Here is a 23,586-nt window from a genome sequence, read left to right as displayed (position 1 = left end):
GATCATCACCTCGGCCACCATCCTAGTTACGTACAGCGTACGTAATGCGCTATGGTCCACCCATGACTACTACGTACGCTGTACTTAGTCAGGGTCTGGAGAAGAGCTTCGGCGACGTTCGTGCCGTGCGCGGTCTCGATCTGGCCGTGGAGGAGGGCACGGTGGTCGGGATGCTCGGCCCGAACGGCGCGGGCAAGACGACAGCCGTACGGCTGCTGGCGACCCTGCTGCGGCCGGACGCCGGGTCGGCCCGGATCGCGGGCCACGACCTCGTGCGGGAGCCGGCCGCCGTCCGGCGGGTGATCGGGGTGACCGGGCAGTACGCGTCGGTCGACGGCGACCTCACCGGACGGCAGAACCTGCGACTGTTCGCCCGGCTGCACCGGGTCCGCGACACGGCGGCCCGCGCGGCCGAACTCCTCGACCGCTTCGGTCTGACCGAGGCCGCCGACCGGCCGGCCTCCACCTACTCGGGGGGTATGCGCCGTCGGCTCGACCTCGCGGCCAGTCTCATCCGGCACCCGGCGGTGCTCTTCCTGGACGAGCCCACCACCGGCCTCGACCCGGTCAGCCGCAGCCGGACCTGGGACGCCGTGCGGGCCCTGAAGGAGGAGGGGACGACCGTGCTGCTGACCACGCAGTATCTGGAGGAGGCCGACCAACTCGCCGACCGGATCGTGCTGATGGATCGGGGCCGGATCGCCCACAGCGGCTCGCCGCCCCAACTCAAGGCACTCATCGGCTCGTTCGCGGAGGTCGTCGTCGCCCACCCGGACGCGATGACGGCGGCGGCGGGTGTCCTCGACCAACTGACCGGCGCGGAGCCCTCGTTCGACCACGACCGGCACGCCGTCGGTGCGATCGCGCTCGATCCCACGCTCACGCTCCCCCGACTGGTGCGGGAACTCGACGCGGCGGGCGTGCCGTTGCTCGACGCGAGCCTGCGCCCGCCCACGCTCGACGACGTGTTCCTCCGTCTCACCGACAGCGCGCCGACGGGTCTCCGCGACCCACACGACCGACTCGACCGACACGAGCGACACGACCGACACGAGCGACACGAGCGACACGACGGGCGCGACCTCAAGGGACGTGCGGCGTGAGCTCGTTGGCGTACGACGGCACGGCGATGCTGGGCCGGCAGCTGCGGCGGGTCCGCAACAACCCGGGCCTGCTGATCCTCACCCAGATCATGCCCATCTCGATGCTGCTGTTCTTCGGGTACGTCTTCGGCAGCGCCCTCGCCGTGCCCGGCGAGGAGTACCGGCGGTTCCTGGTGCCCGGTCTGCTGGTGGCGACCGCCTCCGGCGGGATCATGACCGGGATGTTCCAGGCCGCCCAGGACACCCACCGAGGCGTGATGGACCGCTTCCGGACGCTGCCCATGAGCCGGGCCGCCGTGCCCCTGGGCCAGGCGCTGGCGGACGTGGTGGTCACGGTCGCGGGGACGGTGCTGTTCCTGCTGGTCGGGCTGGCGGTGGGCTGGCGGATCGAGGGGGGCGCGCTCGCGGCGGCCGGCGGGTTCGGGCTGTTGCTGCTGTTCCGGTTCGCGTGCGTGTGGATCGGCATCTTCCTGGGGCTGCTCACCCGCAACGAGGAGGCGTCCGGACAGCTGGGCGGTGCCGCCTTCCTCCTGCCGCTGCTCTCCAGCGCGTACATCCCGACCGAGGGTCTGCCTGGCTGGCTGCGCACCGCCGCCGAGTGGAACCCGATCAGCGCCCTCGCCACGGCCCTGCGCGACCTCTTCGGGAACGCGGCCGTGCCGGAGGGCGCCGCATGGCCGGTGACGCATCCCGTCGCCGGGTCGCTGCTCTGGTGCGCGCTGCTGCTCGCGGTGTTCGTACCGCTCGCGGTCCGCACCTACGCGGCGGGGCCCAGGTGACCTCCGGCCCGTTCGGGGGACGGGCCGGAGGCCGCCGACCCCGGGGCGCGTCGCCTGGGCACGTGACACGCGGCACTCCCTGGTGACAACCGCGCCCCGGCGGGGACATGATCCACGGCATGTCTCCACTCCCCCGCGCCGGTGACCCCCTGCCCCTCGACGGCATCACCGTCGTCGCCGTAGAGCAGGCCGTCGCGGCCCCCTTCGCCACCCGGCAGCTCGCCGACCTCGGCGCCCGGGTCATCAAGGTCGAGCGGGTGGACGGCGGTGACTTCGCCCGCGGCTACGACACCGCGGCCCGGGGCCTGGCCTCGCACTTCGTGTGGTGCAACCGGGGCAAGGAGTCCCTCGCGCTGGACCTGAAGGACCCGCGCGGACTGGCCGTCGTACGCCGGCTGGTGGCGGACGCGGACGTGTTCGTGCAGAACCTCGCGCACGGCGCGGCGGCCCGGCTCGGCCTGGACGCGGCCTCGCTGTGCGCAGCGCACCCCCGGCTGATCGCCGTGGACATCTCCGGCTACGGGGCGTCGGGCCCGTACGCGCGCAAGCGGGCGTACGACATGCTCGTGCAGTGCGAGGCCGGGCTGGTGTCGGTGACGGGGACACCGGAGCGGCCCGTGAAGGCGGGCATCCCGGCGGCGGACATCGCCGCCGGGATGTACGCGTTCTCGGGGGTTCTCGCGGCGCTCGTCCGGCGGGGTACGACCGGGCGGGGCGGGCCGGTGGAGGTGTCGATGCTGGAGGCGCTGGCGGAGTGGATGGGGCATCCGCTGCACCACGCGATGCACGGCGGGAGCGCGCCGGCCCGCACGGGCCTCGGCCACGCGGTGATCGCGCCGTACGACGCCTATCCGACGGCGGACGGCGGGCGGGTGCTGCTGTCGGTGCAGAACGACCGGGAGTGGCGGCGGCTCGCCGAACAGGTGCTGGGGCGCCCGGAGTTGGCGGACGACCCGGCGTTCGCGACGAATCCGGCGCGGGTCGAGCGCCGGGACCGTACGGACGAGCTCGTCGCGGAGGCACTGGGGCTGCTGGACACCGACGAGGCGCTGGCGCGGCTGGAGGCGGCGGGGATCGCCTGCGCGCGGCTACGGGATGTGACGGAGGTGGCGGAGCACCCGCAGTTGGCGGCCCGGGACCGATGGCGGGAAGTGGACTCACCGGTGGGGCCGCTCAGGGCGCTGCTGCCGCCCATCACGCTGCCGGGCGGGGACGAGGCGCGGATGGGTGCGGTGCCCGCGCTCGGGGAGCACACCGGGTCGCTGCTGCGTGCCGCGGGGATGACGGACGACGAGATCGCAGCGTTGCGCCGGGACGGCGTGGTGGCCTGAGCGCGGGCCTCCCGCGGGGAAAGCCCTTGGTGCGGTGGTGCTAGCGGCTGCCGAACAGCGAGCGGCGCAGCCTCTTCAGGGGGGCGAACAGCGAGACCCGGCCGACGCGCGTGTCCTTGCGGCTACTGCGCTCCTGCGGGGAACGTGACGTTATCTCGCGCATCAGCGAGGTCGCCTCGGCGGCCTCGCGCTGTGGCACGGCGGGGCCGCTCAGCACCGAGAGATGTCGGTCGAGGCGCGAGCTGGCCGCGCTGCTCCCGCACGTGATCGCAGGGACTCGCGCCCTGCGCACTGTTATCTGTTCCATGTCACTCCCCACCCGTACGAGTCCACCCGGCCCGGGCAGCGTAACCATATCGCCCCGCCCGAGCACTCGGGAATCACGGTCCCGGTATTCACCTACCCCGTATCGATGTTGCTGATTACTCTCCGAATCCGACCGATTCCAGGGCGAGTTGGACAACTGGCTGGCTGGTGGGCTGCGGTGACCCCCCGTCGGGTTCGACGGTCACGGCGAGTGACGTCGCGTCGGTGTTCATTCCGCTCGTGACCAAGGGCGTGTCGCCGTCGAAGAGACCCAGGGAGCGTGGTTGCACATCGGGGCGCATGAGCCAGAGCTGGTGCACCCGGTTCTTCGGGAGGTCCTCGAATCCGCTGAGGGTCACGATCGCGCTCCCCTCCTCCGCAGAAGCGATCACTCCGATTCTGTGGCCCTCCGCGTCCCGGTCGCTGGTCGCACGGGCGTCCGGCGCGGTGAGAACGTGGGCGATCTCACTCGCCTGCGCGCGCTCGGTGGCCAGTTGGTCGCGGCTGCGGTCGGCCTGGACGGCGAAGAGGGAGGCCACCACGAGCGCGGCGGCCGCCGTGACGGTGGACAGCGGGACGAGCCAAGAGCGCAACCGGGGCGCACGGGCGCGCGACCTCGGCGGCGGCTCGGTCCCCCACACATGCCGCGGCAGATGCTGGGACCGCGGCGGCTGGGCGCTCCAGGACTGGTTCTCCTGGGGCGCGCCGCTCTCCTGAGGTGTGTTGCGTACGGCGGCGAAGACCCGGTCGCGCATCGCGGCGGGGGCCGGCGCGGCCGTCGACCAGGCGAGCCGGACCGCGTCCTCGGACAGGGCGCGCACCTCGGCCGGACAGCGGTCGCAGCTCTCCAGATGCTGCTCGAAGCGGCGCCGTTCGTCGGGCTCCAGGGCGTCCAGCGCGTAGGGAGCGGCGAGCGAGTGGAGGTCCTCGCGGCGGAACAGGCTCACTCGGCACCTCCCCCGGGCCGGCCGTACAGGGCGCTCATGCGACTCCTCCCAGGCATTCGCGCAGCCGTGTGAGTCCGTCGCGCATACGGGTCTTGACCGTCCCGAGCGGCAGGGAGAGCCGCTCGGCCACTTCACGGTAGGTGTAGCCGTCGTAGTAGGCGAGGGTGACGGACTCGCGCTGGAGCGTGGTGAGCTTCTCCAGGCAGTGGCGCACCCACTGGCGTTCGAGGCCGGCCTCGACCTCCTCGGCGACCTGGTCGAAGGCGGTGTGGTGGTTGCGCCGTCCCTCGCGCTGCTCGCGCTCGGTGGCGGCGCGGGCGCTGCGCACCCGGTCCACCGCGCGACGGTGCGCGAGGGTGAGTATCCAGGACATCGCACTGCCCCGCCCCGGGTCGAACCGGCCCGCGGAACGCCAGAGTTCGAGCAGCACCTCCTGGGCCACCTCCTCCGACTGCGCGGGGTCCCGTACGACCCGGCGCACCAGCCCGAACACCGGGCCGGACACCAGGGCGTACAACTCCTCGAACGCCCGTTGGTCGCCCCCGGCCACCCGGACCAGCAACCTGTCCGCCTCCACTCGCTCCCCCTCGCCTCCGGCCGAGCACGGCCATCCTCGCGCGTAAGGCATTCGCAACCAACCCACCTCCGGATGGGGTTACGGATCCGGAGGAGATCCGGATCAACAAATCCCGCTCTCCGCTGAAACAACCTTTCAAACGCGCCGTAAGAACGTTTGGGATTCGACCAATCCACCCTGCCGACCGCTCCGAATGGCGTTCGTCAGGCAAGTTGGGACAGAGGACGGACGGCATGACGACACCTACTTCCAGGAGCGGCGCGGGACGGCGGAGCATCGCGTCCCTCATCTGTGCTTCGCTGGCCGCCGGAGGACTCGCGGCCGCCGGAGTCACCGTGCTGGAGCCGGGGGCGGCTTCCGCCTCCAGCCACCGGGAGGCCCCGCTCATCTCGGGGGAGCCCCAGTTCGACAACACCGACGTGTACGCGTTCGTCAGCCCCGACAAGCCGGACACGACGACGGTGATCGCGAACTGGATCCCCTTCGAGGAGCCCGCGGGCGGCCCGAACTTCTTCACCTTCTCCGAGGACGCGGAGTACGACATTCGCGTCGACCAGGACGGCGACGCCCAGGAAGACCTGATCTTCCGGTACACGTTCAAGACGAAGACGAAGAACGACAGGACCTTCCTGTACAACACGGGCGTCGTGGAGAGCCTCGACGACCCGGACCTGAACATCACGCAGACGTACGACATCGACCTCATCAAGCTGAAGAACCGTCGGGCGGTCTCCAAGACGAAGCTCGCGGACGACGTGTGGGTGGCGCCGTCGAACGTCGGCAAGGCGTCGATGCCGGACTTCAAGAAGCTGCGCGACGAGGCCGTCTACAAGACGGCGAGCGGAGTGACCACGTACGCCGGGCAGGCCGACGACCCGTTCTTCCTGGACCTGCGCGTCTTCGACCTGCTGTACGGCGGCGACCTCTCCGAGGTCGGGCGGGACACGCTGAAGGGCTACAACGTCAACTCGATCGCCCTGCAGATCCCGAGCGAGGCGCTCGTCCAGTCCAAGGACCAGCCGATCGTCGGCATCTGGTCCACCACGCAGCGCCAGGGCGCCGACGGCCGGTACCACCAGGTCTCGCGCCTCGGGATGCCGCTGGTGAACGAGGTCGTCAACCCCATCGGCGACAAGGACAAGTTCAACGCGTCCTCGCCGGTGGACGACGGGCAGTTCCTGAAGAACGTCACCGAGCCCGAGCTGCCCAAGCTCATCGAGGCGATCTACAAGATCCCGGCGCCCAAGGAGCCGCGCAACGACCTCGTCGACGTCTTCCTCAAGGGCGTCGAGGGGCTCAACCAGCCCCCGCACGTGACGCCTTCGGAGCAGCTGCGGCTCAACACCTCCATCGCGCCCACCAAGAAGCCGAAGCGGCTGGGCGTGCTGGACGGTGACAACCAGGGCTTCCCGAACGGGCGCCGGCTCACCGACGACGTGATCGACATCGCACTCCAGGTCGTCGAGGGCGAACTGGTCGACGCGCCGAACGACCTGGGTGACGCGGTCGACAAGAACGACAAGAAGTTCGGCAAGTCCTTCCCCTACGTCGGTCTGCCGACGGCCGGGTCGCGGGGCAAGACGGTCAAGGGCAACACCACGAACAGCGTCCGCAGCGCACTGGGCGGCAGTGTAGAGAGCGGCACCGACGACACCACGCTGATCGCCGCCTCGGCCGGCGCCGGCGCGGCCGGTGTCCTGCTGATCGGCTCGGGTCTGCTGTGGTGGCGCCGTCGCAACGACCGCGCGTACTACTAGCAGATCCCCTCGTCCGGGCCCTTCCCCATGGGGCCCGGCCGACGTGACCGGCGCGGCCCGCTCGTATCCATCCCCCACGGCGCGGGCCGCGCCCCACGACCACGAACACCGCACTCGGCAAGGATGTTGAGGAGAGGGCATGTCCCCGCGTACGACCGACAGCGCGCCCCGAAGCGGGCGTCCGCGTCCCGACGGGGGGGCTCCCGACCAGGACCGACCCCAACTCACCACATCCACCGGGCCGACGCGCACCGGGCCCACCGAATCCGCTCGCCCGACGGACCCCGGCTCCGCAGCATCCGCTCGGCCGACCGACGCCGGGTCCGCCACGGTGGCGGAGCGAGGGGCCGACACCGGGTCTGCCCCGGTGCCCGGTCCGGCATCGGACGGCGGGTCCCGGCCCAGTCCGGCGACCGGGTCCGGGGCCGACGCTCGCCCCGACTCGGCTTCCGCTGCGGAGCCGAGCCCGGCGTCCGGCGCAGCGGCCGAGGCCGGGTCCACGCCCGATGCCGAGGCCGAACCCGCGTCCCGCTTCGTGTCGGACACGGAGGCCGACTCCGGCGCCGACTCTGGCACCGGGTCCGGATCAGCGTCCGACGCCGGACCCGACGCGAAGGCCGGCTCCGCGTCCGACACCGAAAGCAGACCCACGCCCGACACCGAGACCGGTTCCGCGCCCGGCGTCGACCTGGACGCCGGCTCAGACGCGATGCCCGTGTCCGGGGCCGCGTCACAAGGCGAAGGGGCCCCGGCTCCCGCGCCGGTGGCCGGTCGTGGGTCGGCGTCCCGGTCCGGGCGGAGGCCCGTGGCCGAGTCGGGCGGGCGGCGGCTGGTGCGGGTCGGAGCTTGTGCGGTGGCGCTGGCCGTCGCGTTCACCGGGTTCGCGGTGGCGCTCGGCGCCGGGGACGACGACCGGACGGTGGCCATGTCCTCCTCGCCGGGTGTGTCCGCGGCCCAGCTCGCCGGCGGTGACCTCGACACGGCGGTCGAACGGCTCCAGGCCCATCTCAAGGAACAGCCCAAGGACTTCGGCTCCTGGTCCACGCTCGGCCTCGCCTATGTCGAGCAGGCCCGGGTCAAGGGCGACCCCTCCCGCTACCCGCAGGCCGAGAAGGCCCTGCAGCGCTCGCTGGAGCTGCGCCCGGACAACGACCCGGCGCTCGCGGGCCTCGCCGCCCTCGCCGCCGCCCGCCACGAGTTCGAGGACGCCCTGCGGTTCGCCGACCGGGCGTTGAAGGAGAACCCGTACAGCGAGCGGGCGCTGTGCAGCCGCGTCGACGCCCTCGTCGAACTCGGCCGCTACGACGACGCGTTGGCGGCGGTCCGCCTCGCCGACACCCGCCGCCCCGGCATCCCCGTCTTCACCCGCTACGCCTACGTGTACGAGCTGCGCGGCGACGTGAAGACCGCCCGACGCGTGCTGGAGCAGGCCCTGGACTCGGCGGCCACCCGCGGCGACATCGCCTACGTGGCCACCCAGCTCGGCCAACTCGCCTGGAAGCAGGGCGATCACAGGACCGCGCTCGACCACTACGCCCGCGCCCTCGGCGCCGACGACACCTACCTCCCCGCCCTTGAGGGCCGCGCCCGCGCCCAGGCCGCGAGCGGCGACGGCGCGGAGGCGATCCGCGGCCTGGAGCAGGTGGTCTCCTCCTACCCGCTGCCGGGACCGCTCGTCGTACTCGGCGAGCTGTACGAGGCCGAGGGCGACAGGACCAAGGCGAACGACCAGTACGCGCTGGTGGACGCCTACACCGCCATCGCTCGCGCCAACGGCGTCAACGCCGACCTCGACACCGCGCTGGCCGCCGCCGACCACGGCGACACCAAGGCCGCGCTGCGGGCCGCGGAGGCCGAGTTCAAGCGCCGCGAGACGGTGCACACGGCGGACGCCCTCGCCTGGGCGCTGCACGTCAACGGCCGCGACGAGGAGGCCCTGCCGTACGCGCGCCGGGCCACCGCCACCGGCTACAAGGACGCGACCTTCCTGTACCACCGTGGCATGGTCGAGTACGCGGCCGGCGACAAGAAGGACGCCCGCACGACCCTGAAGGCGGCGCTCGACCTCAACGCCGGCTTCTCGCCGCTCGGCGCGGCCGAGGCCCGCGAGACCCTGAAGGCACTGCAGGCTCTGGAGACCGCCAAGTGATTTCTCCCCGGCGCGTGTTCGCCTCCGGCACGGCGGTCCTGGCGGCCGCCTGCGCGCTCGTCCTCGGCCCCGCCGAAGCCGCGAGCGCCCACCCGCTCGGCAACTTCACCGTCAACCGGTACGACGGCCTGGTCGCCGCCCCAGAGCAGCTGAGGATCCTCCACGTCGAGGACCTGGCGGAGATCCCGGCGACCCAGGCCGCACCCGCCATCAAGCGGCAGGGCGTGGAGAGTTGGGCCCGGGAGCGGTGCGAGAAGGCCGCCGAGGGCAGTGAGGTCACCGTCGACGGGAGCGCCGCCGAGGTGGCCCTGAAGTCGAGCCGCGCCGAGGAGCGGCCGGGCCAGGCGGGGCTGAAGACGCTGCGGGTGGAGTGCCGGCTGACGGCCGCACTGCCGGACCGGGCCGCCGACGTACGCTTTCACGCCGCCGTGGACTCCGGCCCCGGCTGGCGCGAGGTCACCGCCCAGGGCGACCGGATGACCCTGGCCGGGTCGGATGTGCCCGAGGAGTCGGTGTCGAAGCGACTCACCGACTACCCCGCGGAGTTGTTGCAGTCGCCGGAGGACACGGCCACGGCCTCGCTCCAGGTGCGGCCGGGCGGTCCCGCGCTGGCCGAGCGGGAGAGCGCCGCGCCCGGCGCCTCGATCCTCCCGCGCGGCGCTGACCGCTGGACCAGGGCCCTCGACGACCTGGTCTCCAGCCAGGACCTCACCTTCGGGTTCGGCGCCCTGGCCTTCGGCATCGCCCTGTTCCTGGGCGCCATGCACGCGCTCGGCCCGGGTCACGGCAAGACCCTGATGGCCGCGACGGCCGCCGCGCGCGACCGGGCCCGGATGCGGGACGTGCTGCCCATGGCCGCGTCCGTGACGGTCACCCACACCCTGGGCGTCGTCGCCCTCGGCCTGCTCGTCCTGGCCGGTTCCGCCGCCGCCCCGTCCGTGATCACCTGGCTGGGCATCGCCAGCGGCCTGTTCGTGATGGGCGCGGGCGTCGCCCTCGCCCGCCGCGCATGGCTCAACCGCAAACTGGCCCTCACCCACGCGAGCGCACACGGGCACGGCCACGGGCACTCACACGACCATGGGCACGATCACGATCACGATCACGGCCACGGCCACGGCCACGGCCACGGCCACGGCGATGACCACAACCACGAGCACGACCATGGCCACGACCACAGCCACACGCACGGGCACACCCACGCGCACGACCACGAGCCGGAGCCCAGCCGGGAGCTCGTACTCGCCCAGGCCGCTCCTTCACACGCCCACGCGCACGGCGAGCCCCACACGCACACCCACGCGCCGGTCACCCCCCACACCCACGACCACCAACACGGCGACAAGCACGACCACGGCCATGACCACCACGGCCACCCGCACAGCCACGACGACGCGCCCCAAGAGAAGCGCTCCCTCTTCGGCGGCGGAATCACGCACACCCACGGCGGCTTCACCCACACCCACCCCACCGCGCCCACCCTGCGCGGCACGATCCTGCTCGGTTTCGCGGGCGGCATGGTGCCGAGCCCGTCCGCCGTGGTCGTCCTGGTCGGCGCGGCGGCACTGGGGAAGGCGTGGTTCGGACTGCTGCTCGTGCTGGCGTACGGCATCGGCCTCGCGCTCACGCTGACCGCGGCCGGCTACGCCGTCGTGAAGGCGGGCGGCTGGGTGACACGGGTGATGGACCGGGGCGAGGGCCGGCTCGGCGGGCCGACGGCCGCGCTGGTGCGCAGGACCGTACCGCTGGCGTCGGCTCTGCTGGTCGTCACGCTCGGGGCCGTTCTGGTGTTCAGGGGGGCAACATCCGCACTCGGCTGAGCTACTTTTGGGAAGAAATAGCACGGAGTGGAGATTCCGGGCCGATGCGCGTGCGGATGCGAGTGACGGGGGATGGCCGTGTCCGAAGAACCGGGCGGTGAACGGGTGATCGCGGGCCGCTACCGGCTGCTGACCCCGCTGGGCGAGGGCGGCATGGGAACCGTGTGGCGGGCCCGCGACGAGGTGCTGCACCGTGAGGTCGCCGTCAAGGAGGTGCGGGCGCCGGGCGGTATCGCGGTCTCCGACGTCGAGCGGATGTACGCCCGTCTGGAGCGGGAGGCGTGGGCGGCTGCCCGGGTCGCCAACCGCAATGTCGTCACGGTGTACGACGTGGCGATGGAGGACGGCCGCCCGTGGATCGTGATGGAGCTGGTGCGCGGTCTGTCGCTCGCCGACCTCCTGGACGGCGAGGGGCCTCTGTCCCCGCAGCGCGCCGCTCACATCGGCGCCGAGGTGCTGTCCGCGCTGCGCGCCGCGCACGAGGCCGGGGTGCTGCACCGTGACGTGAAACCGGCCAACGTGCTCATCTCCAACGACAACCGGGTCGTGCTCACCGACTTCGGCATCGCCACGGTCGAGGGCAGCTCCGCGCTGACCATGACCGGTGAGGTCATCGGTTCCCCGGAGTTCCTCGCCCCCGAGCGGGCGCTCGGCCGGGCGTTCGGCCCCGAGTCGGACCTGTGGTCGCTCGGGGTGCTGCTGTACGCGGCGGTCGAGGGCAACTCGCCGTTCCGGCAGAACACTCCGCTGAGCACCCTGCGCGCGGTCGTCGACGAGGAGCTTCCGCCGCCGCGCCGGGCCGGGCCGCTGGCTCCGGTGATCGAGGGGCTGCTGCGAAAGGATCCGGCCGAACGGATCTCCGCCGAGCAGGCCGAGCGGGACCTGCGGATCATCGGCGCCGGAGGCACCCCGCACACGGACGCGACGACTCCGTACAGCCCCACGGTGGCCGCCTTCCCGGTCGCGGGCGCGAGCACGAACACGGAACCGGACTCGAACCGGTACGGGCCGCCGACCCCGCCGCACCCCACCCCGGCCGCCACCCACCCCTCCCCGGTGCCCGCCCGCGAGCCGGACCGCAACCGCCGGGCCCTCGTCTTCCTGGTGGCGGGGATCGCGGCGATCGCCTTCGCCATCGCCGGCCTGACGTACGCGCTGGTCAACCGGGACGACGGCGGGAAGGACGGCAGTCCGACCAACGGGGCGGGCACGGTGGGCGGCACCAACGACCAGACGGACGACGGCGGTACGGGCGAGGAGCCCGGCGGGGGCGACGAGACGAGCGCCGACGAATCGCCCTCGGACACGCCCACCGAGGACAAGCCGACCACCAGGCCGCCCGCGCAGTCGGTCGAGGTGACCGTCGAGGGCGTGAACACCGACTACTCCGGCACCTGTCCGCCGCAGGACGCCGACGCGCCCACCTTCACGGCGACGTTCACCGTGGGCAGCGTCCCCGTGGACGTCGACTACCGGTGGGTGGCGAGGAGCGGCGAGGTGGAGGACGAGGGTTGGAAGACCCTGTCGTTCGCGTCCGGCGGCGGGAAGACCAAGCAGGACCGGGTCGTCGTCTCGACGAACGCGAGCCACTCGGACGAGATCGGCGTCGAGGTGCGCGGTCCGGTGAAGACGGAGTCGAACAAGGTCGCGTTCTCGGTGACGTGCGAGTCGGAGGCCCCGACCACGGGCGGGACCTCCCCCTCCGACGACTCGGAGAACCCGGACGGCTACAGCGACTCCGACGCCGACTACGACGCCGAGGCCGGAGCCCTGAACGGGGCCGTCAGGCCGCGTTCCTGACCTGAGGCCGTCCTGGCCGCCCCCAGACCGTTCCTGGCCTCAGGCCGCGTTCCTGAACACCGGCAGATACCCGCCCGACTGGCCCGCGGCCTTCGGGTGGTACGACTCGCCGATGTTCAGCAGGTTGAGGCTGTGCAGCCACGCGCTGCCCGAGCACAGTTCGTGCCCGGTGAACGCGGAGCGGACGTCGCCGAAAGTGAACCCGTGGTCGGCGGCGCGTTTGGCGATCGCGGTGTTCAGGTAGTCGGATGCGTTGTTGATGGCGGTCCGCTTGACCTGGGACAGGCCGGGGCAGATGCCGCCCAGCTGGTAGAAGCGGGGGTAGCCGAGCACCACCACATGGGCGGACGGTGCCTTCGCGCTGATCGCCGAGTAGACCTTGTCGAGTTGGCCGGGGAGCGTCGAGTCGACGTACGCCTTCGCCGTGTCGATGCGCGAGACGCAGGCGCTGTCGGACTGCAGGACGCAGGTGGTCATGACGTCGGCGAAGCCGGCGTCGTTGCCGCCGACGGAGACGGAGACCAGCCCCGTGCCCGCGCCGAGCGGCCCCAGTTGACTCGCCAGAACGTCACCCGTTCGGGCGCCCGAGCAGGCTGTGAAGGCGAAGGACGAGGGAGCATTGGCGGCCGCCCAGAGATACGGGTAGGCCCTCGTGCTGCGCTTGCAGTCGCCGCTGGAGGAGAGGTAGCTCCCCGCGCCGACACCCGAGGAGTAGGAGTCGCCGAGCGCCACATAGCCGGTGGCGGCGGCCTGTTGGGACGCCTGCGCCGTCGCGGCCCCGGTCAGGCCCGCGCCGACGGCGAGGAGGAGTGAGGTCATGTATGCCGCAAGTCGGGAACGTCTCATGGAACCTCCCTTTAGCAGGATCTCTGCCTCAACCGTCGTAGCAACTACGCGTGTTGATCGGAAGTGTTCATGTCAATACTTTCCCTCCCGCAAGCAGCTGTATCCACCACGCTCCCACCCTTGTTCGATTTCAGATGTGTGACAGAAACATGACAACGCTTCAACTCTCTTGAGCTACACCCGTAGATCACCCAGTCTGCTTACAGCCGCGAACGGAACGCGACGTTCCCGGCCGTGCGCGCGATCCCGCACGCACCCCCCACGGACGCGCGCCCCACCCAGGCACGCGTCGCCTATGAGGAGGAAACCCTCGTAATGGCACACCTGCGTATCAAGAACATCCGCGTCGCCGCCGTCACCACCCTGGCGACCACCGCCCTGCTCGGCGGTCTGACCGCGCTCCCCGCCCAGGCCGCCCCGGCCGAGGGCAAGGTGCTCGCGGCGGACTCCCCCACCGCCATCAAGGGCAGCTACATCGTCACGCTCAAGAAGAGCGCGGGCCTCAAGGCCGCGTCGAGCGCCGGCAAGGACCTGGTCGAGGAGTACGGCGGCACGGTGAAGCGGACCTTCAAGTCCGCGCTCAACGGCTACTCGGCCGAGCTCTCCGCCACCGAGGCGAAGAGACTGGCCGGCGACCCGGCGGTCGCCTCCGTCGAGCAGAACCAGATCTTCACGGCCGACGCCACCCAGACCAACGCCCCCTGGGGCCTGGACCGCTCCGACCAGGCGTCACTGCCGCTGTCCGGTACCTACACCTACCCGGACAGCGCGGGCAGCGGAGTGACCGCGTACGTCATCGACACCGGCGTACGCATCTCGCACACGCAGTTCGGCGGCCGGGCGGTCAACGGCTACGACGCCGTCGACGGCGACACCGTGGCCCAGGACGGCAACGGCCACGGCACGCACGTCGCCTCCACCATCGCGGGCTCGACCTACGGCATCGCCAAGTCGGCGAAGATCGTGGCCGTGCGGGTGCTCAACAACTCCGGCTCGGGCACCACTGCCGGTGTCGTCGCGGGCATCGACTGGGTGACCGCGAACCACAGCGGCCCCTCCGTCGCCAACATGTCCCTCGGCGGCGGCGCCTCCACCGCGCTCGACACGGCCGTCCGCAACTCCATAGCCAGCGGCGTGACCTACGCCGTCGCGGCCGGCAACAGCAGGGCCAACGCCTCCTCGTACTCCCCGGCCCGCGTCACCGAGGCGATCACCGTCGGCGCCACCACCAGCACGGACGCGCGGGCGAGCTACTCCAACTACGGGTCGATCCTGGACATCTTCGCCCCGGGTTCGTCGATCACGGCGGGCTGGCACACCAGCGACACCGCGACCAACACCATCTCGGGCACCTCGATGGCCACGCCGCACGTCGCGGGCGCGGCCGCGATCTACCTGGCCGGCCACACCTCGGCCACCCCGGCCCAGGTCGCCTCGGCCCTGACCGCCGGCGCCGTCACCGGCAAGGTCACCAGCCCCGGCACCGGTTCCCCGAACCGTCTGCTGCAGATCGTCCCGTAAGGGTGGCCGCCACGCCCTGAAGAGATGTTTCCCCGGAGGCGCGGGTCGCCTCCGGGGATTCTCGTGTGCGACCGCGCACTCCCCCGCCGCCGTATGACAATTGGACGTACGGTCGGGCGTGGCGGGTCTCGACGTATTGACTCCCCCGCGCCGACTGAGCGACATTGAAGCCCGGCATCCGGCGCTTCAGGGGGCAAAGTCGCCAATGCAGACCTTGCGTATCAAGCCATCGTCGTCAGGCAGTGGGGGGCCGCTGCTGGCGGGTGTGGCCGCGGCCGTGGCGGGGGTCGGCGCGGTGCTCGCGTTCGCCGGCTCCGACTCGGTGCTGCGCGGCCCGTTCGCTCTGTTCTTCCTCCTCGTCGCGCCAGGAGCCGCCATCGGGGCCGCGCTGCACGGGCTGGAGCCGTTCGGCCGGGTCGTGACGTCTCTCGCGGGCGCGATCGCGGTGAACCTCCTCGTCGCCCAGGGCATGATCGCCACCCACTCGTGGTCGGTGACCGGTGGGATCACGGCCGTGACCGTGATCAGCTCGCTCGTCATTCTGCCGAGTCTGGTACGGCTCCTGCGCGGCCGTACGGAGAGAAGACGGACCTGAGACGTGGACATCAGTGTGTACCGCCCAGGCGAGCTGACGGCCGCCGACCGGGCGGCCTGGACCGCTTTGCAGTCGAAGGCCCATCTCCACGGCGCTCCCGAGCTGGCCAATCCGTTCCTGTCCCCGGAGTTCGCCCTCGCGGTGGGCAGCTGCCGACGCGGCGTACGGATCGCGGTCATACGGGAGGGTGGCGAACCGGCGGCCTTCTTCCCGTACCAGAGATCAACCGTCGGGGTGGGCAGAGCCGTCGGTCTCGGCCTCTCCGACTGCCAGGGTGTGGTCCACCGCCCCGGCTTCACCTGGGACGCCCAGGAGCTGCTGCGGGCCTGCGGGCTCGCGGTGTGGGAGTTCGACCACCTGGCGGAGGGCCAGACGCCGTTCGCCGCGCACGTCACCGAAAGCTTTCCGTCGCCGGTCATGGACCTGGAGCAGGGCTACGAGGCCTATCTCGGCCAGTTGCGCGCCCGCTCGCCGAAGTTCGTCCGCTCGACGTTCGCCAAGGAGCGCAGGCTCGGCCGCGCGGTGGACGAGGTGCGCTACGTGCACGACGAGCGCGACCCGGCGGCCCTGCGCACCCTGATGGCCTGGAAGTCTGCGCAGTACCGCAGGACGGGCCGCAGCGACCGCTTCGCGCACCCGTGGATCACCCGCCTGGTGCACCGCCTCTTCCACACCCGCTCCGCCTCCTTCGCCGGCCAGCTGTCCGTGCTGTACACGGACGGCAAGCCGGCCGCGGCTCATTTCGGACTGCGCTCAGAGCGGGTGCTGACCTGTTGGTTCCCGGCGTACGACCCGGCGTTCGCGAGGTTCTCGCCGGGCCTGCTCCTGCATCTGCACATGGCCGAGGAGGGAGCCGCCGACGGCATCGCCTATCTGGATCTGGGCCGGGGGCAGAAGCAGTACAAGGATTCCCTGAAGACCCGGGAGATCTCCGTGTCGGAGGGGTGGGTCACCCGACGCCATCCGGTGGCGCTCGGGCACCGGGCTCGACGGGCACCGGTCCGGGCCTTGCGCAACACGGTCCTGGCGCGACCGGAACTGTTCGAGCAAGCCGATAAATTGTTGAAACGGATGGGGAAATTCCGGTCGGGGGGCCAGGTAACGGACACATCATCAAAAACGTGAGTCCTCGTACGAGGTCTTGCCATATGGTCGCAATCATCAATACCGTCTTGCATCGTTGTACTTACACCCGCATCGGTCCGTCGGCACATGCTCCTAGGGGAGGGCTCAAGGAGCGCGGCGGCCCCGGCGCGGGGCGCGGTAGGGGGGTGCCGTGCTCGGTGACCGCACCGATTACCGAGTCGTGCCGCGCGACCGACTGCCGAGTCGCGACAGTCGGCCGGCTTTGCCAGCTCACCAGGCATGCACGGAGATCGACTTCGCCGTGCCCTGAGTGAGAACCCCCCTTTCGAACCGGACAACATTCCGGACCACCCAGGGGCGGGTGGTTCACCGGACGAGAGGGACCAGACTCATGAGCTCAGTTCTGCGCCCGGCGATATCCGAATCCGATACCGGCGGCGCCGGGACGCCGGCGCTCGCGAAGTACCGGCCGATCTCCGACCACCTGGCCATCGCACCACCGGTGAGCGTGGTGATCCCCGCCATGAACGAGGCGGAGAACCTTCCGTACGTCTTCAAGACGCTGCCGGGCTGGATCCACGAGGTGGTCCTGGTCGACGGCAACTCCACCGACGACACCGTCGAGGTGGCCCGCGAACTGTGGCCGGACGTCAAGGTCGTCCCGCAGCGGGGCAAGGGCAAGGGGGACGCCCTGATCACCGGCTTCGCGGCGTGCACCGGTGACATCGTCGTGATGGTCGACGCCGACGGCTCGGCCGACGGCCACGAGATCGTCTCGTACGTGTCCGCCCTCGTCTCGGGCGCCGACTTCGCCAAGGGATCCCGCTTCGCCAACGGCGGCGGCACCGACGACATGACCCTGATCCGCAAGCTCGGCAACTGGGCGCTGTGCACCACCGTGAACCGCAAGTTCGGCGCCCGCTACACCGACCTGTGCTACGGCTACAACGCGTTCTGGCGGCACTGCCTCGACAAGATCGACCTCGACTGCACCGGCTTCGAGGTGGAGACCCTGATGAACATCCGGGTCGTCAAGGCAGGCCTGAAGGTGCAGGAGATCCCCAGCCACGAGTACCTGCGCATCCACGGCGCGAGCAACCTGCGTGCCGTCCGCGACGGACTGCGGGTGCTGAAGGTGATCCTGGAGGAACGCTCCAACCGGCGTGCCCTGCGCCGCCGTTCGCACGCCACGATGCTCACCGCGGGGCGGGGAGAGGCGTCTTGAACGAGCCGACCGTCTCGGTCGTGATCTGTGTGTACACCGAGGACCGCTGGGAGGACATCCTCGCGGCGGTCTCCTCGGTGCGCGCGCAGTCCCGGCCAGCCCTGGAGACGCTCCTGGTGGTGGACCACAACCGGACCCTGCTGGAGCGTCTGACCAGGGAATACAAGGAACACCAGGAGAGCGGCGAGGTCCGGGTGCTGGCCAACGCGGGCCCCCGGGGGCTGTCCGCGGGCCGCAACACGGGCATCGCCGCCTCGCACGGGGAGATCATCGCCTTCCTCGACGACGACGCCGTGGCCGAGCGCGACTGGCTGCGGTACTTCGTCCAGGGGTACGCCGACCCCGACGTCATGGCCGTCGGCGGCCGTACGGTGCCCGTGTGGGCGTCCGGCCGCCGCCCGGCCTGGTTCCCCGAGGAGTTCGACTGGGTGGTGGGCTGCGCCTACAAGGGGCTGCCCGGCGGGGTCGCCGAGGTCCGCAACGTCCTCGGCGGCAACGCCTCGTTCCGCCGCGCCGCCTTCGACGCGGCCGGAGGCTTCGCCACCGGTATCGGCCGGGACGGGGACAAACGCCCGCTGGGCTGCGAGGAGACGGAGCTGTGCATCCGGCTCTCCCGGGCCCTGCCGGGGGCGGTGCTGCTGCTCGACGACCGGGCGGTGATCCACCACCGGGTACCCGACGCACGGGAGCGCCTGGCGTACTTCCGGACGCGCACCTACGCCGAAGGCCTGTCGAAGGCGCTGGTGGCGCGGAGCGTCGGAGCGGACAAGGGGCTGGAGTCGGAACGCCGGTACACCACCCGGGTGCTGCCCGCCGGGGTCGCGCGCGGGCTGCGGGACGCCCTGCTCGGGCGCGTGGGGGGCGCGGGCCGTGCGGGCGCGATCGTCCTGGGGGTGGCGGCGGCCGCCGGGGGGTACGTTGTCGGGAGCGTCCGGGCCCGCAGGGGCGAGGTCACGTTCTCGGTCGGCGCACTCCCAGACAGCACGGACCGCACGGTCGGCCCGGTCGGCCCGGTCGGCAAGGGGGGCGAGGGGGGCTCGTCATGACGGAGACGACGGCGACGGCGGGGACGGCCGTGCCGATCCTGATGTACCACGCGGTGTCCACCACGCCGAACGACGCCACCAGGGACCTGTCGGTGACCCCGGAGGCCTTCGCGGAACAGATGGCGGTCATCGACGACCTGGGTCTCACCCCGGTCGACACCGCGGCCCTGGCCGCGAGTTGGCGGGACGGCCGCCCGCTCCCCGCCCGGCCCGTGCTGATCACCTTCGACGACGGCTACGCGGGCGTCCACCGGCACGCCCTGCCCGCCCTCGCCAAACACGGCTTCACGGCCTCGCTGTTCGTCACCACGGGCTGGATCGAGGGCCCCCACGACAACGGCGAGGCCCTCGACACCATGCTCGGCTGGGACCAGGTCCGCGAACTCGCCGCGGGCGGCGTGGAGATCGGCGGGCACAGCCACACCCACCCGCAGCTCGACATGCTCGACGACGACCGGCTCCGGTCCGAGCTGCGGCGCTGCCGGAGCATCGTCGCCGACGAGCTGGGCACGCCGCCCGTCTCGTTCGCCTACCCGTACGGCTACTCCAGCCGCCGGGTGCGCGTCGCGGTGCGGGAGACGGGCTTCGCCCAGTCGCTCGCCGTCGGCAACGCGCTGGCCCGGCGCGCGCAGGGCCCGTACGCGCTGCGCCGGGTGACCGTGCGGCGCTCCACGGGCATCGCGGAGTTCGAGCGGCTCGTCGAGGGCCGCGCGATCGCCCGAACCTTCGCCAGGGACCGTGCCCTCACCAAGGGGTACGCCATGGTCCGAAGAGCACGACAGGTCCGGAAGGCCATCCGTTCCCGTGTCTGACACGACGACCACCACGGCGCACGAGGCCGAGAGCACCCCGGCCGCGGAGACCGGGCCCTCGCCCGGCCCCGGCCGCAGGCTGCGCCTGCCCGGGCTGGGCCGGGGCGCGGGGGGCGACCAGCTGTTCCGCAACGCCTACGCCCTGATGCTGAACACCGGTATCTCGGCCGTGCTCGGTCTCGGCTTCTGGCTGGCCGCCGCCCGCTACTACACCGAGGCCTCGGTCGGTCAGGGCTCCGCCGCGATCGCCGCGATGAAGCTCCTCGCCGGGCTCACCGCGCTCACGCTGACGGGCGCCCTGGCCCGGTTCATCCCGGTCGCGGGGCGCGACACCGGACGGCTGATCTTCCGCACGTACGCGGGCAGTGCGGTGGTCGTGGCGCTCGCGGCGGGGGTGTTCCTGCTGACGCTGGGCCTGTGGGGGTCGTCGTACAGCTTTCTGCACGATCCGCTCTACGCCGTGTTCTTCGTGCTCGCGGTGGTCGCCTGGTCGACGCTGACGCTCCAGGACGGGGTGCTCACCGGGCTGCGCAGCGCGGTGTGGGTGCCGGTCGGCAACACCGTGTTCTCGGCGGTGAAGCTGGTGCTCCTGGTGGTGTTCGCAGCCGCGGTCCCGACCATGGGCGTCTTCGTCTCCTGGGTCGCGGCGATCGCGATGTCCGTGCTGCCGCTGGGCTGGCTGGTGTTCCGGCGGCTGATCCCGAGGCACGTCGAGGCCACCGCCGAGCGCGCGCACCCCCCGTCGTGGCGGGAGATCGGCCGCTTCCTCGCCGGCGACTACACGGGGTCCCTCTTCTCCCTCGCGGTCGTCTACGCGGTCCCGGTGATCGTCGCCGCCCAGGTCGGCTCCGCCGACAACGCGTACTTCTACATCACCACCACCATCGGCGGCACGGTCAATCTGCTCGCCATCAACATGGGCGCCTCGCTGACCGTCGAGGGCGCCCACGACCCGGGGCGCCTGGCCGCCAACACCCGGGCCGCGCTGAAGCGGATGGCCCGGATCATGCTGCCGGTGTGCGCGGTGCTGTTCTTCGGGGCGCCCTGGATCCTGGCCGTCTTCGGGCAGGGCTACGCGGACGCGGCGACCCCGCTGCTGCGCTGGTTCGCGGTCGGCGCGGTCCTGCGGGTGGTGATGGAGACGTACTTCGCGGTGCTGCGCGCGCAGAGCCGCACGGCCGGACTCGCCTGGCTGCAGGGCCTGTTGTGCGCCCTGGTCCTCGGCCTGACGCTGGCCCTGCTCCCCCGGATGGGCCTGACCGGCGCGGGCGTCGCCGAGATCTCCAGCCTCGCGGTGATCGTGCTGATCGCCGCGCCACGGCTGTACCGGATCCTGCGGACCGCCGGGCCCGCCGAGGTGCCCGCCGACGCGGCACCCGACGGTGATCTCGCCGACCTGGGCCGGGTGGCCACCGCCGCGAAGAAGCAGAGCGGCGCCTGGTCCCGCCGCCTGGACTCCGACACCCTCGCCCTCGGCGTCCACGTCGACTTCGACCATCTGGAGCGCCGCCCGGACGTACGGCCCGGCCCCGGCACCCCGCCCGCCGGAACCGCGGTGCCGCGCAGGGACCACCGGCCGGCCTGGGCCCAGGACCGGCCGACGCGTCCGCTGCTGCCTCCGTCCGGGCTGGGCCTGCCGGTGGAGTCCCGCGAGCCGGGCTCGGAGTCCTCCCTGGGCCCGGCGCCGTCCCCGGAGGTGGACGCCCCGTTCGAGGAGGCCGCGGGGGAACCGGACGCGGCAGGAGAGGCCGAGACGCTGGAGAAGTCCGTACGGGAGCCGGTGAGTCCCGGGGCCGAGGAGACGCCGTCCGCGCAGGACGCACCTCGGGCGCCCCTCCGCGAACGACTGCCGCACCCCACGACCACCGGGATCGTCCTCGGCTTCCTGCTGCTCGCCGCGCTGCTGCTGTACTGGGTGCCCGCGCTGGCGCTGGACGACTCCGACCTGGACCGCATGGGCGGCCTCGGCCTGATCTCCGTGCTGCCCACGCCGACGCTGATCGGGGCGGCCCTGCTGGCCGTCGTGTTCGCCTCGCTGCTGTGGCCGGCCCGGGAGCACCGCGCACTGCTGCTGATCACCCTGCTGGCCACCGTGTTCTCGCTGCACGCGCTGCCGGCCGTGATCGAGGCCGAACCCCGGTTCGCGACGGCCTGGCAGCATTTGGGCTTCATCGACTACATCGACCGCACCGGCTCCGCCGTACCCGACCTGGACGCCCGCTGGAGCTGGCCGGGGTTCTTCGCGGCGGCCGCGTTCGTCGCCGAGGCCTGCGGGGTCACCGATTTCACCGAGATCATCCGCTGGTGGCCAACGGCCGTCCAACTCCTGTACCTGGCACCGATGTTCCTCCTCGCCCGCCATATGCGGGCGAGCTGGCGCGCCAGGTGGACGGGCGTCTGGATCTTCGTCCTGAGCGGCTGGGTGGGCCAGGACTACTTCTCCCCCCAGGGCTTCACCTATCTCCTCTATCTGGTCTTCGTCGCGATCCTGCTGGTCTGGTTCCGCGCCCCGCACATGCTGTGGGGCACGGTGCGCCCCGGCGAGGCGGAGGTGGAACCCGCCGACCGCCGGCAGCGGGCGGTCCTCCTCGCGGTCCTGATCGCGCTGTACGCGGCGACGGTCCCGGCCCACCAGCTCACCCCGTTCGTGATGCTGGGCGTCCTCGCGGCCCTCGTCCTGATCGGCCGCTCGGAACTGCGGGGGCTGCCCATCCTGTTCGCCGTGCTGGTCGCCGTCTGGGTGGGCTTCCTCGCCGAGCCGTACTGGTCGGGCCACTTCGACGAACTCTTCGGCGGGGTCGGCGGTGTGGGCGGGAACGTCACGTCCTCGGTCTCCGGCCGGATCGGCGAGGGCAGTTCGACGCACAAGCTCGTGCTGTACGCGCGCGTGGCCCTCGCCGGCACTGTCATGCTCCTGGCCTGCTACGGCTTCTGGCGCCGCCGCGCGAACAGGTACCGCGAACGCTCCCTGCTCGTCCTGACGTTCGTGCCGTTCCTGGGCTTCGGCATGCAGTCGTACGGCGGTGAGATGGCCCTGCGGGTCTTCATGTTCGCCCTGCCGGGCGCCGCGCTGCTGGCCGCGCTCGCCCTCTTCCCGCGCACCGGCGTCACCGACGGGGAACGCGACAAGGACCGGGTGAGCCTCGCCCCGCTGGCCGCCCTCATGGCCGGTCTCGTCCTGATCGGCGGCTTCCTGGTGGCCCGCTGGGGCAACGAGCCCTTCGAGCGCGTCCGCCCGGGGGAGGTCGCCGCCATGGAGTACGTCTACGCCCACGACGATCCGACGGTACGGCTGCTCTGGCTCAGCGACGACCCGGTGAACAACGTGACACCCGCGATGCCGTGGGGCGCCCAGGACATGGAGAAGGTCGAGTACGTGCCGACGCTCGCGCCGATCGACCCGGTCCTGGTGTCCGGTGTGGCCAAGGCGCTGAAGGACGCGGGCGCGGGCTCCTTCCTGATCGTCAACCGCAGCCAGGTCACCAACCTCCAGATGGACGCCGGTTACTCCGCGAACTGGGAGTCCCGGCTCATCCGGAACCTCGACGAGCGCGCCGACATCGAGAAGGTCTTCTCCAACAGGGACGCCACGATCTTCGCCCTGCGCGACCAGACCGGGAAGGCCCCGGAGCCCGATCCCGGCCCGATCGGCCCGCAGGTCACCTGGACCCCGTGGTCCGTGGTGGGCGGCCTGGCCGCGATCGCCCTGATCGTGCTGCTGAGCGTCCGCGAGATGGTCCGGGTGGCGGTCCGCCCCGGCGTCCGGCAACTCCGCTGGCTCCAGAGCAGCTTCTGGTTCAGCCTGCCTCTGCTGGCTCTCCTGCTGGCCTCACTGGTGCAGCGCTTCCTGACGATGGGCGCGCCCTGACCCCCACCTCTCTGGGCG

18 protein-coding genes are annotated in these 23,586 nt (G+C 71.8%); 14 read left to right on the top strand and 4 right to left on the bottom strand.

Going from position 1 to position 23,586, the window contains the following annotated elements:
- The first annotated feature begins 62 nt into the window (after positions 1 to 62).
- The 3 genes from P8T65_RS37835 to P8T65_RS37825 all read left to right on the top strand — a co-directional run bounded on the left by P8T65_RS37835 (position 63) and on the right by P8T65_RS37825 (position 3,213).
- Positions 63 to 1,103, top strand: coding sequence for an ATP-binding cassette domain-containing protein (locus P8T65_RS37835; RefSeq protein WP_316729801.1), 1,041 nt, complete (start codon positions 63 to 65; stop codon positions 1,101 to 1,103).
- The gene (locus P8T65_RS37830) at positions 1,100 to 1,882 is read left to right on the top strand and encodes an ABC transporter permease (RefSeq protein ID WP_316729799.1); all 783 of its coding nucleotides are present in this window, start codon (positions 1,100 to 1,102) and stop codon (positions 1,880 to 1,882) included. Before P8T65_RS37835 ends, P8T65_RS37830 begins: the two co-directional genes overlap by 4 nt.
- A 107-nt stretch (positions 1,883 to 1,989) precedes the next feature.
- Entirely contained in the window at positions 1,990 to 3,213 is a 1,224-nt protein-coding gene (locus P8T65_RS37825) for a CaiB/BaiF CoA-transferase family protein (protein ID WP_316729798.1), read from the top strand.
- A gap of 40 nt (positions 3,214 to 3,253) precedes the next feature.
- On the opposite strand, the gene P8T65_RS37820 is transcribed toward P8T65_RS37825, so the two are convergent.
- From P8T65_RS37820 to P8T65_RS37810, 3 genes are all read right to left on the bottom strand, one after another.
- Positions 3,254 to 3,520 (bottom strand): hypothetical protein, encoded by a 267-nt coding sequence (locus tag P8T65_RS37820; RefSeq protein ID WP_316729797.1) that lies wholly within the window; start codon positions 3,518 to 3,520, stop codon positions 3,254 to 3,256.
- A gap of 115 nt (positions 3,521 to 3,635) precedes the next feature.
- Entirely contained in the window at positions 3,636 to 4,466 is an 831-nt protein-coding gene (locus tag P8T65_RS37815) for an anti-sigma factor (RefSeq protein WP_316729796.1), read from the bottom strand.
- 34 nt (positions 4,467 to 4,500) lie between these two features.
- The gene (locus P8T65_RS37810) at positions 4,501 to 5,043 is read right to left on the bottom strand and encodes a sigma-70 family RNA polymerase sigma factor (RefSeq protein WP_316729795.1); all 543 of its coding nucleotides are present in this window, start codon (positions 5,041 to 5,043) and stop codon (positions 4,501 to 4,503) included.
- A gap of 233 nt (positions 5,044 to 5,276) precedes the next feature.
- Here P8T65_RS37810 and P8T65_RS37805 point away from each other — a divergent pair, with 233 nt between their 5' ends.
- From P8T65_RS37805 to P8T65_RS37790, 4 genes are all read left to right on the top strand, one after another.
- Positions 5,277 to 6,800, top strand: coding sequence for a DUF4331 domain-containing protein (locus P8T65_RS37805; RefSeq protein WP_316729794.1), 1,524 nt, complete (start codon positions 5,277 to 5,279; stop codon positions 6,798 to 6,800).
- A 139-nt stretch (positions 6,801 to 6,939) separates the two neighbouring features.
- Positions 6,940 to 8,949, top strand: a complete 2,010-nt coding sequence (locus P8T65_RS37800; protein WP_399101865.1) for a tetratricopeptide repeat protein — start codon at positions 6,940 to 6,942, stop codon at positions 8,947 to 8,949.
- Positions 8,946 to 10,769, top strand: a complete 1,824-nt coding sequence (locus P8T65_RS37795) for a nickel transporter (RefSeq protein WP_316729791.1) — start codon at positions 8,946 to 8,948, stop codon at positions 10,767 to 10,769. The genes P8T65_RS37800 and P8T65_RS37795 overlap by 4 nt, the downstream gene beginning before the upstream one ends.
- A 72-nt stretch (positions 10,770 to 10,841) precedes the next feature.
- Positions 10,842 to 12,569, top strand: coding sequence for a serine/threonine-protein kinase (locus P8T65_RS37790; protein ID WP_316729790.1), 1,728 nt, complete (start codon positions 10,842 to 10,844; stop codon positions 12,567 to 12,569).
- Positions 12,570 to 12,608: 39 nt separating this feature from the next.
- On the opposite strand, the gene P8T65_RS37785 is transcribed toward P8T65_RS37790, so the two are convergent.
- Positions 12,609 to 13,415, bottom strand: coding sequence for an SGNH/GDSL hydrolase family protein (locus P8T65_RS37785; protein ID WP_316729789.1), 807 nt, complete (start codon positions 13,413 to 13,415; stop codon positions 12,609 to 12,611).
- A 315-nt stretch (positions 13,416 to 13,730) separates the two neighbouring features.
- Between P8T65_RS37785 and P8T65_RS37780 the strand changes: the two genes are divergently transcribed.
- The 7 genes from P8T65_RS37780 to P8T65_RS37750 all read left to right on the top strand — a co-directional run bounded on the left by P8T65_RS37780 (position 13,731) and on the right by P8T65_RS37750 (position 23,568).
- On the top strand, positions 13,731 to 14,936 hold the full coding sequence (locus P8T65_RS37780) for a S8 family peptidase (RefSeq protein WP_316729787.1): 1,206 nt from the start codon (positions 13,731 to 13,733) through the stop codon (positions 14,934 to 14,936).
- A gap of 205 nt (positions 14,937 to 15,141) precedes the next feature.
- A complete protein-coding gene (locus P8T65_RS37775; protein ID WP_316729786.1) occupies positions 15,142 to 15,531 on the top strand; it encodes a hypothetical protein in 390 nt (129 codons plus the stop codon).
- A gap of 3 nt (positions 15,532 to 15,534) precedes the next feature.
- Complete coding sequence (locus P8T65_RS37770; protein ID WP_316729785.1) at positions 15,535 to 16,656, top strand: GNAT family N-acetyltransferase; 1,122 nt, start codon at positions 15,535 to 15,537, stop codon at positions 16,654 to 16,656.
- 352 nt (positions 16,657 to 17,008) lie between these two features.
- Positions 17,009 to 17,842, top strand: coding sequence for a glycosyltransferase family 2 protein (locus P8T65_RS37765; RefSeq protein WP_316729784.1), 834 nt, complete (start codon positions 17,009 to 17,011; stop codon positions 17,840 to 17,842).
- Positions 17,839 to 18,888 carry a glycosyltransferase family 2 protein gene (locus P8T65_RS37760; protein WP_316729783.1) on the top strand — a complete coding sequence of 350 codons (1,050 nt, stop codon included), beginning with the start codon at positions 17,839 to 17,841 and terminating at the stop codon, positions 18,886 to 18,888. Before P8T65_RS37765 ends, P8T65_RS37760 begins: the two co-directional genes overlap by 4 nt.
- Complete coding sequence (locus P8T65_RS37755; protein ID WP_316729781.1) at positions 18,885 to 19,700, top strand: polysaccharide deacetylase family protein; 816 nt, start codon at positions 18,885 to 18,887, stop codon at positions 19,698 to 19,700. Before P8T65_RS37760 ends, P8T65_RS37755 begins: the two co-directional genes overlap by 4 nt.
- On the top strand, positions 19,693 to 23,568 hold the full coding sequence (locus P8T65_RS37750; protein WP_316729779.1) for a lipopolysaccharide biosynthesis protein: 3,876 nt from the start codon (positions 19,693 to 19,695) through the stop codon (positions 23,566 to 23,568). Before P8T65_RS37755 ends, P8T65_RS37750 begins: the two co-directional genes overlap by 8 nt.
- The last annotated feature ends 18 nt before the right edge of the window (positions 23,569 to 23,586 follow it).

This window comes from Streptomyces sp. 11x1, from assembly GCF_032598905.1.
GTDB lineage: Bacteria > Actinomycetota > Actinomycetes > Streptomycetales > Streptomycetaceae > Streptomyces.
The sequence above is the reverse complement of the archived record's forward strand: the minus strand, read 5'-3'. Positions and strand labels throughout refer to the sequence as shown.

What these genes read in the sequence shown, in the direction of transcription:
- P8T65_RS37790 (WP_316729790.1), top strand. Translation starts at nt 10,842, where the DNA reads ATGGCCGTGTCCGAAGAACCGGGCGGTGAACGGGTGATCGCGGGCCGC.
- P8T65_RS37785 (WP_316729789.1), bottom strand. Translation starts at nt 13,415, where the DNA reads ATGAGACGTTCCCGACTTGCGGCATACATGACCTCACTCCTCCTCGCC.
- P8T65_RS37780 (WP_316729787.1), top strand. Translation starts at nt 13,731, where the DNA reads ATGGCACACCTGCGTATCAAGAACATCCGCGTCGCCGCCGTCACCACC.
- P8T65_RS37765 (WP_316729784.1), top strand. Translation starts at nt 17,009, where the DNA reads ATGAGCTCAGTTCTGCGCCCGGCGATATCCGAATCCGATACCGGCGGC.
- P8T65_RS37825 (WP_316729798.1), top strand. Translation starts at nt 1,990, where the DNA reads ATGATCCACGGCATGTCTCCACTCCCCCGCGCCGGTGACCCCCTGCCC.
- P8T65_RS37820 (WP_316729797.1), bottom strand. Translation starts at nt 3,520, where the DNA reads ATGGAACAGATAACAGTGCGCAGGGCGCGAGTCCCTGCGATCACGTGC.
- P8T65_RS37805 (WP_316729794.1), top strand. Translation starts at nt 5,277, where the DNA reads ATGACGACACCTACTTCCAGGAGCGGCGCGGGACGGCGGAGCATCGCG.
- P8T65_RS37755 (WP_316729781.1), top strand. Translation starts at nt 18,885, where the DNA reads ATGACGGAGACGACGGCGACGGCGGGGACGGCCGTGCCGATCCTGATG.
- P8T65_RS37835 (WP_316729801.1), top strand. Translation starts at nt 63, where the DNA reads ATGACTACTACGTACGCTGTACTTAGTCAGGGTCTGGAGAAGAGCTTC.
- P8T65_RS37800 (WP_399101865.1), top strand. Translation starts at nt 6,940, where the DNA reads ATGTCCCCGCGTACGACCGACAGCGCGCCCCGAAGCGGGCGTCCGCGT.
- P8T65_RS37775 (WP_316729786.1), top strand. Translation starts at nt 15,142, where the DNA reads ATGCAGACCTTGCGTATCAAGCCATCGTCGTCAGGCAGTGGGGGGCCG.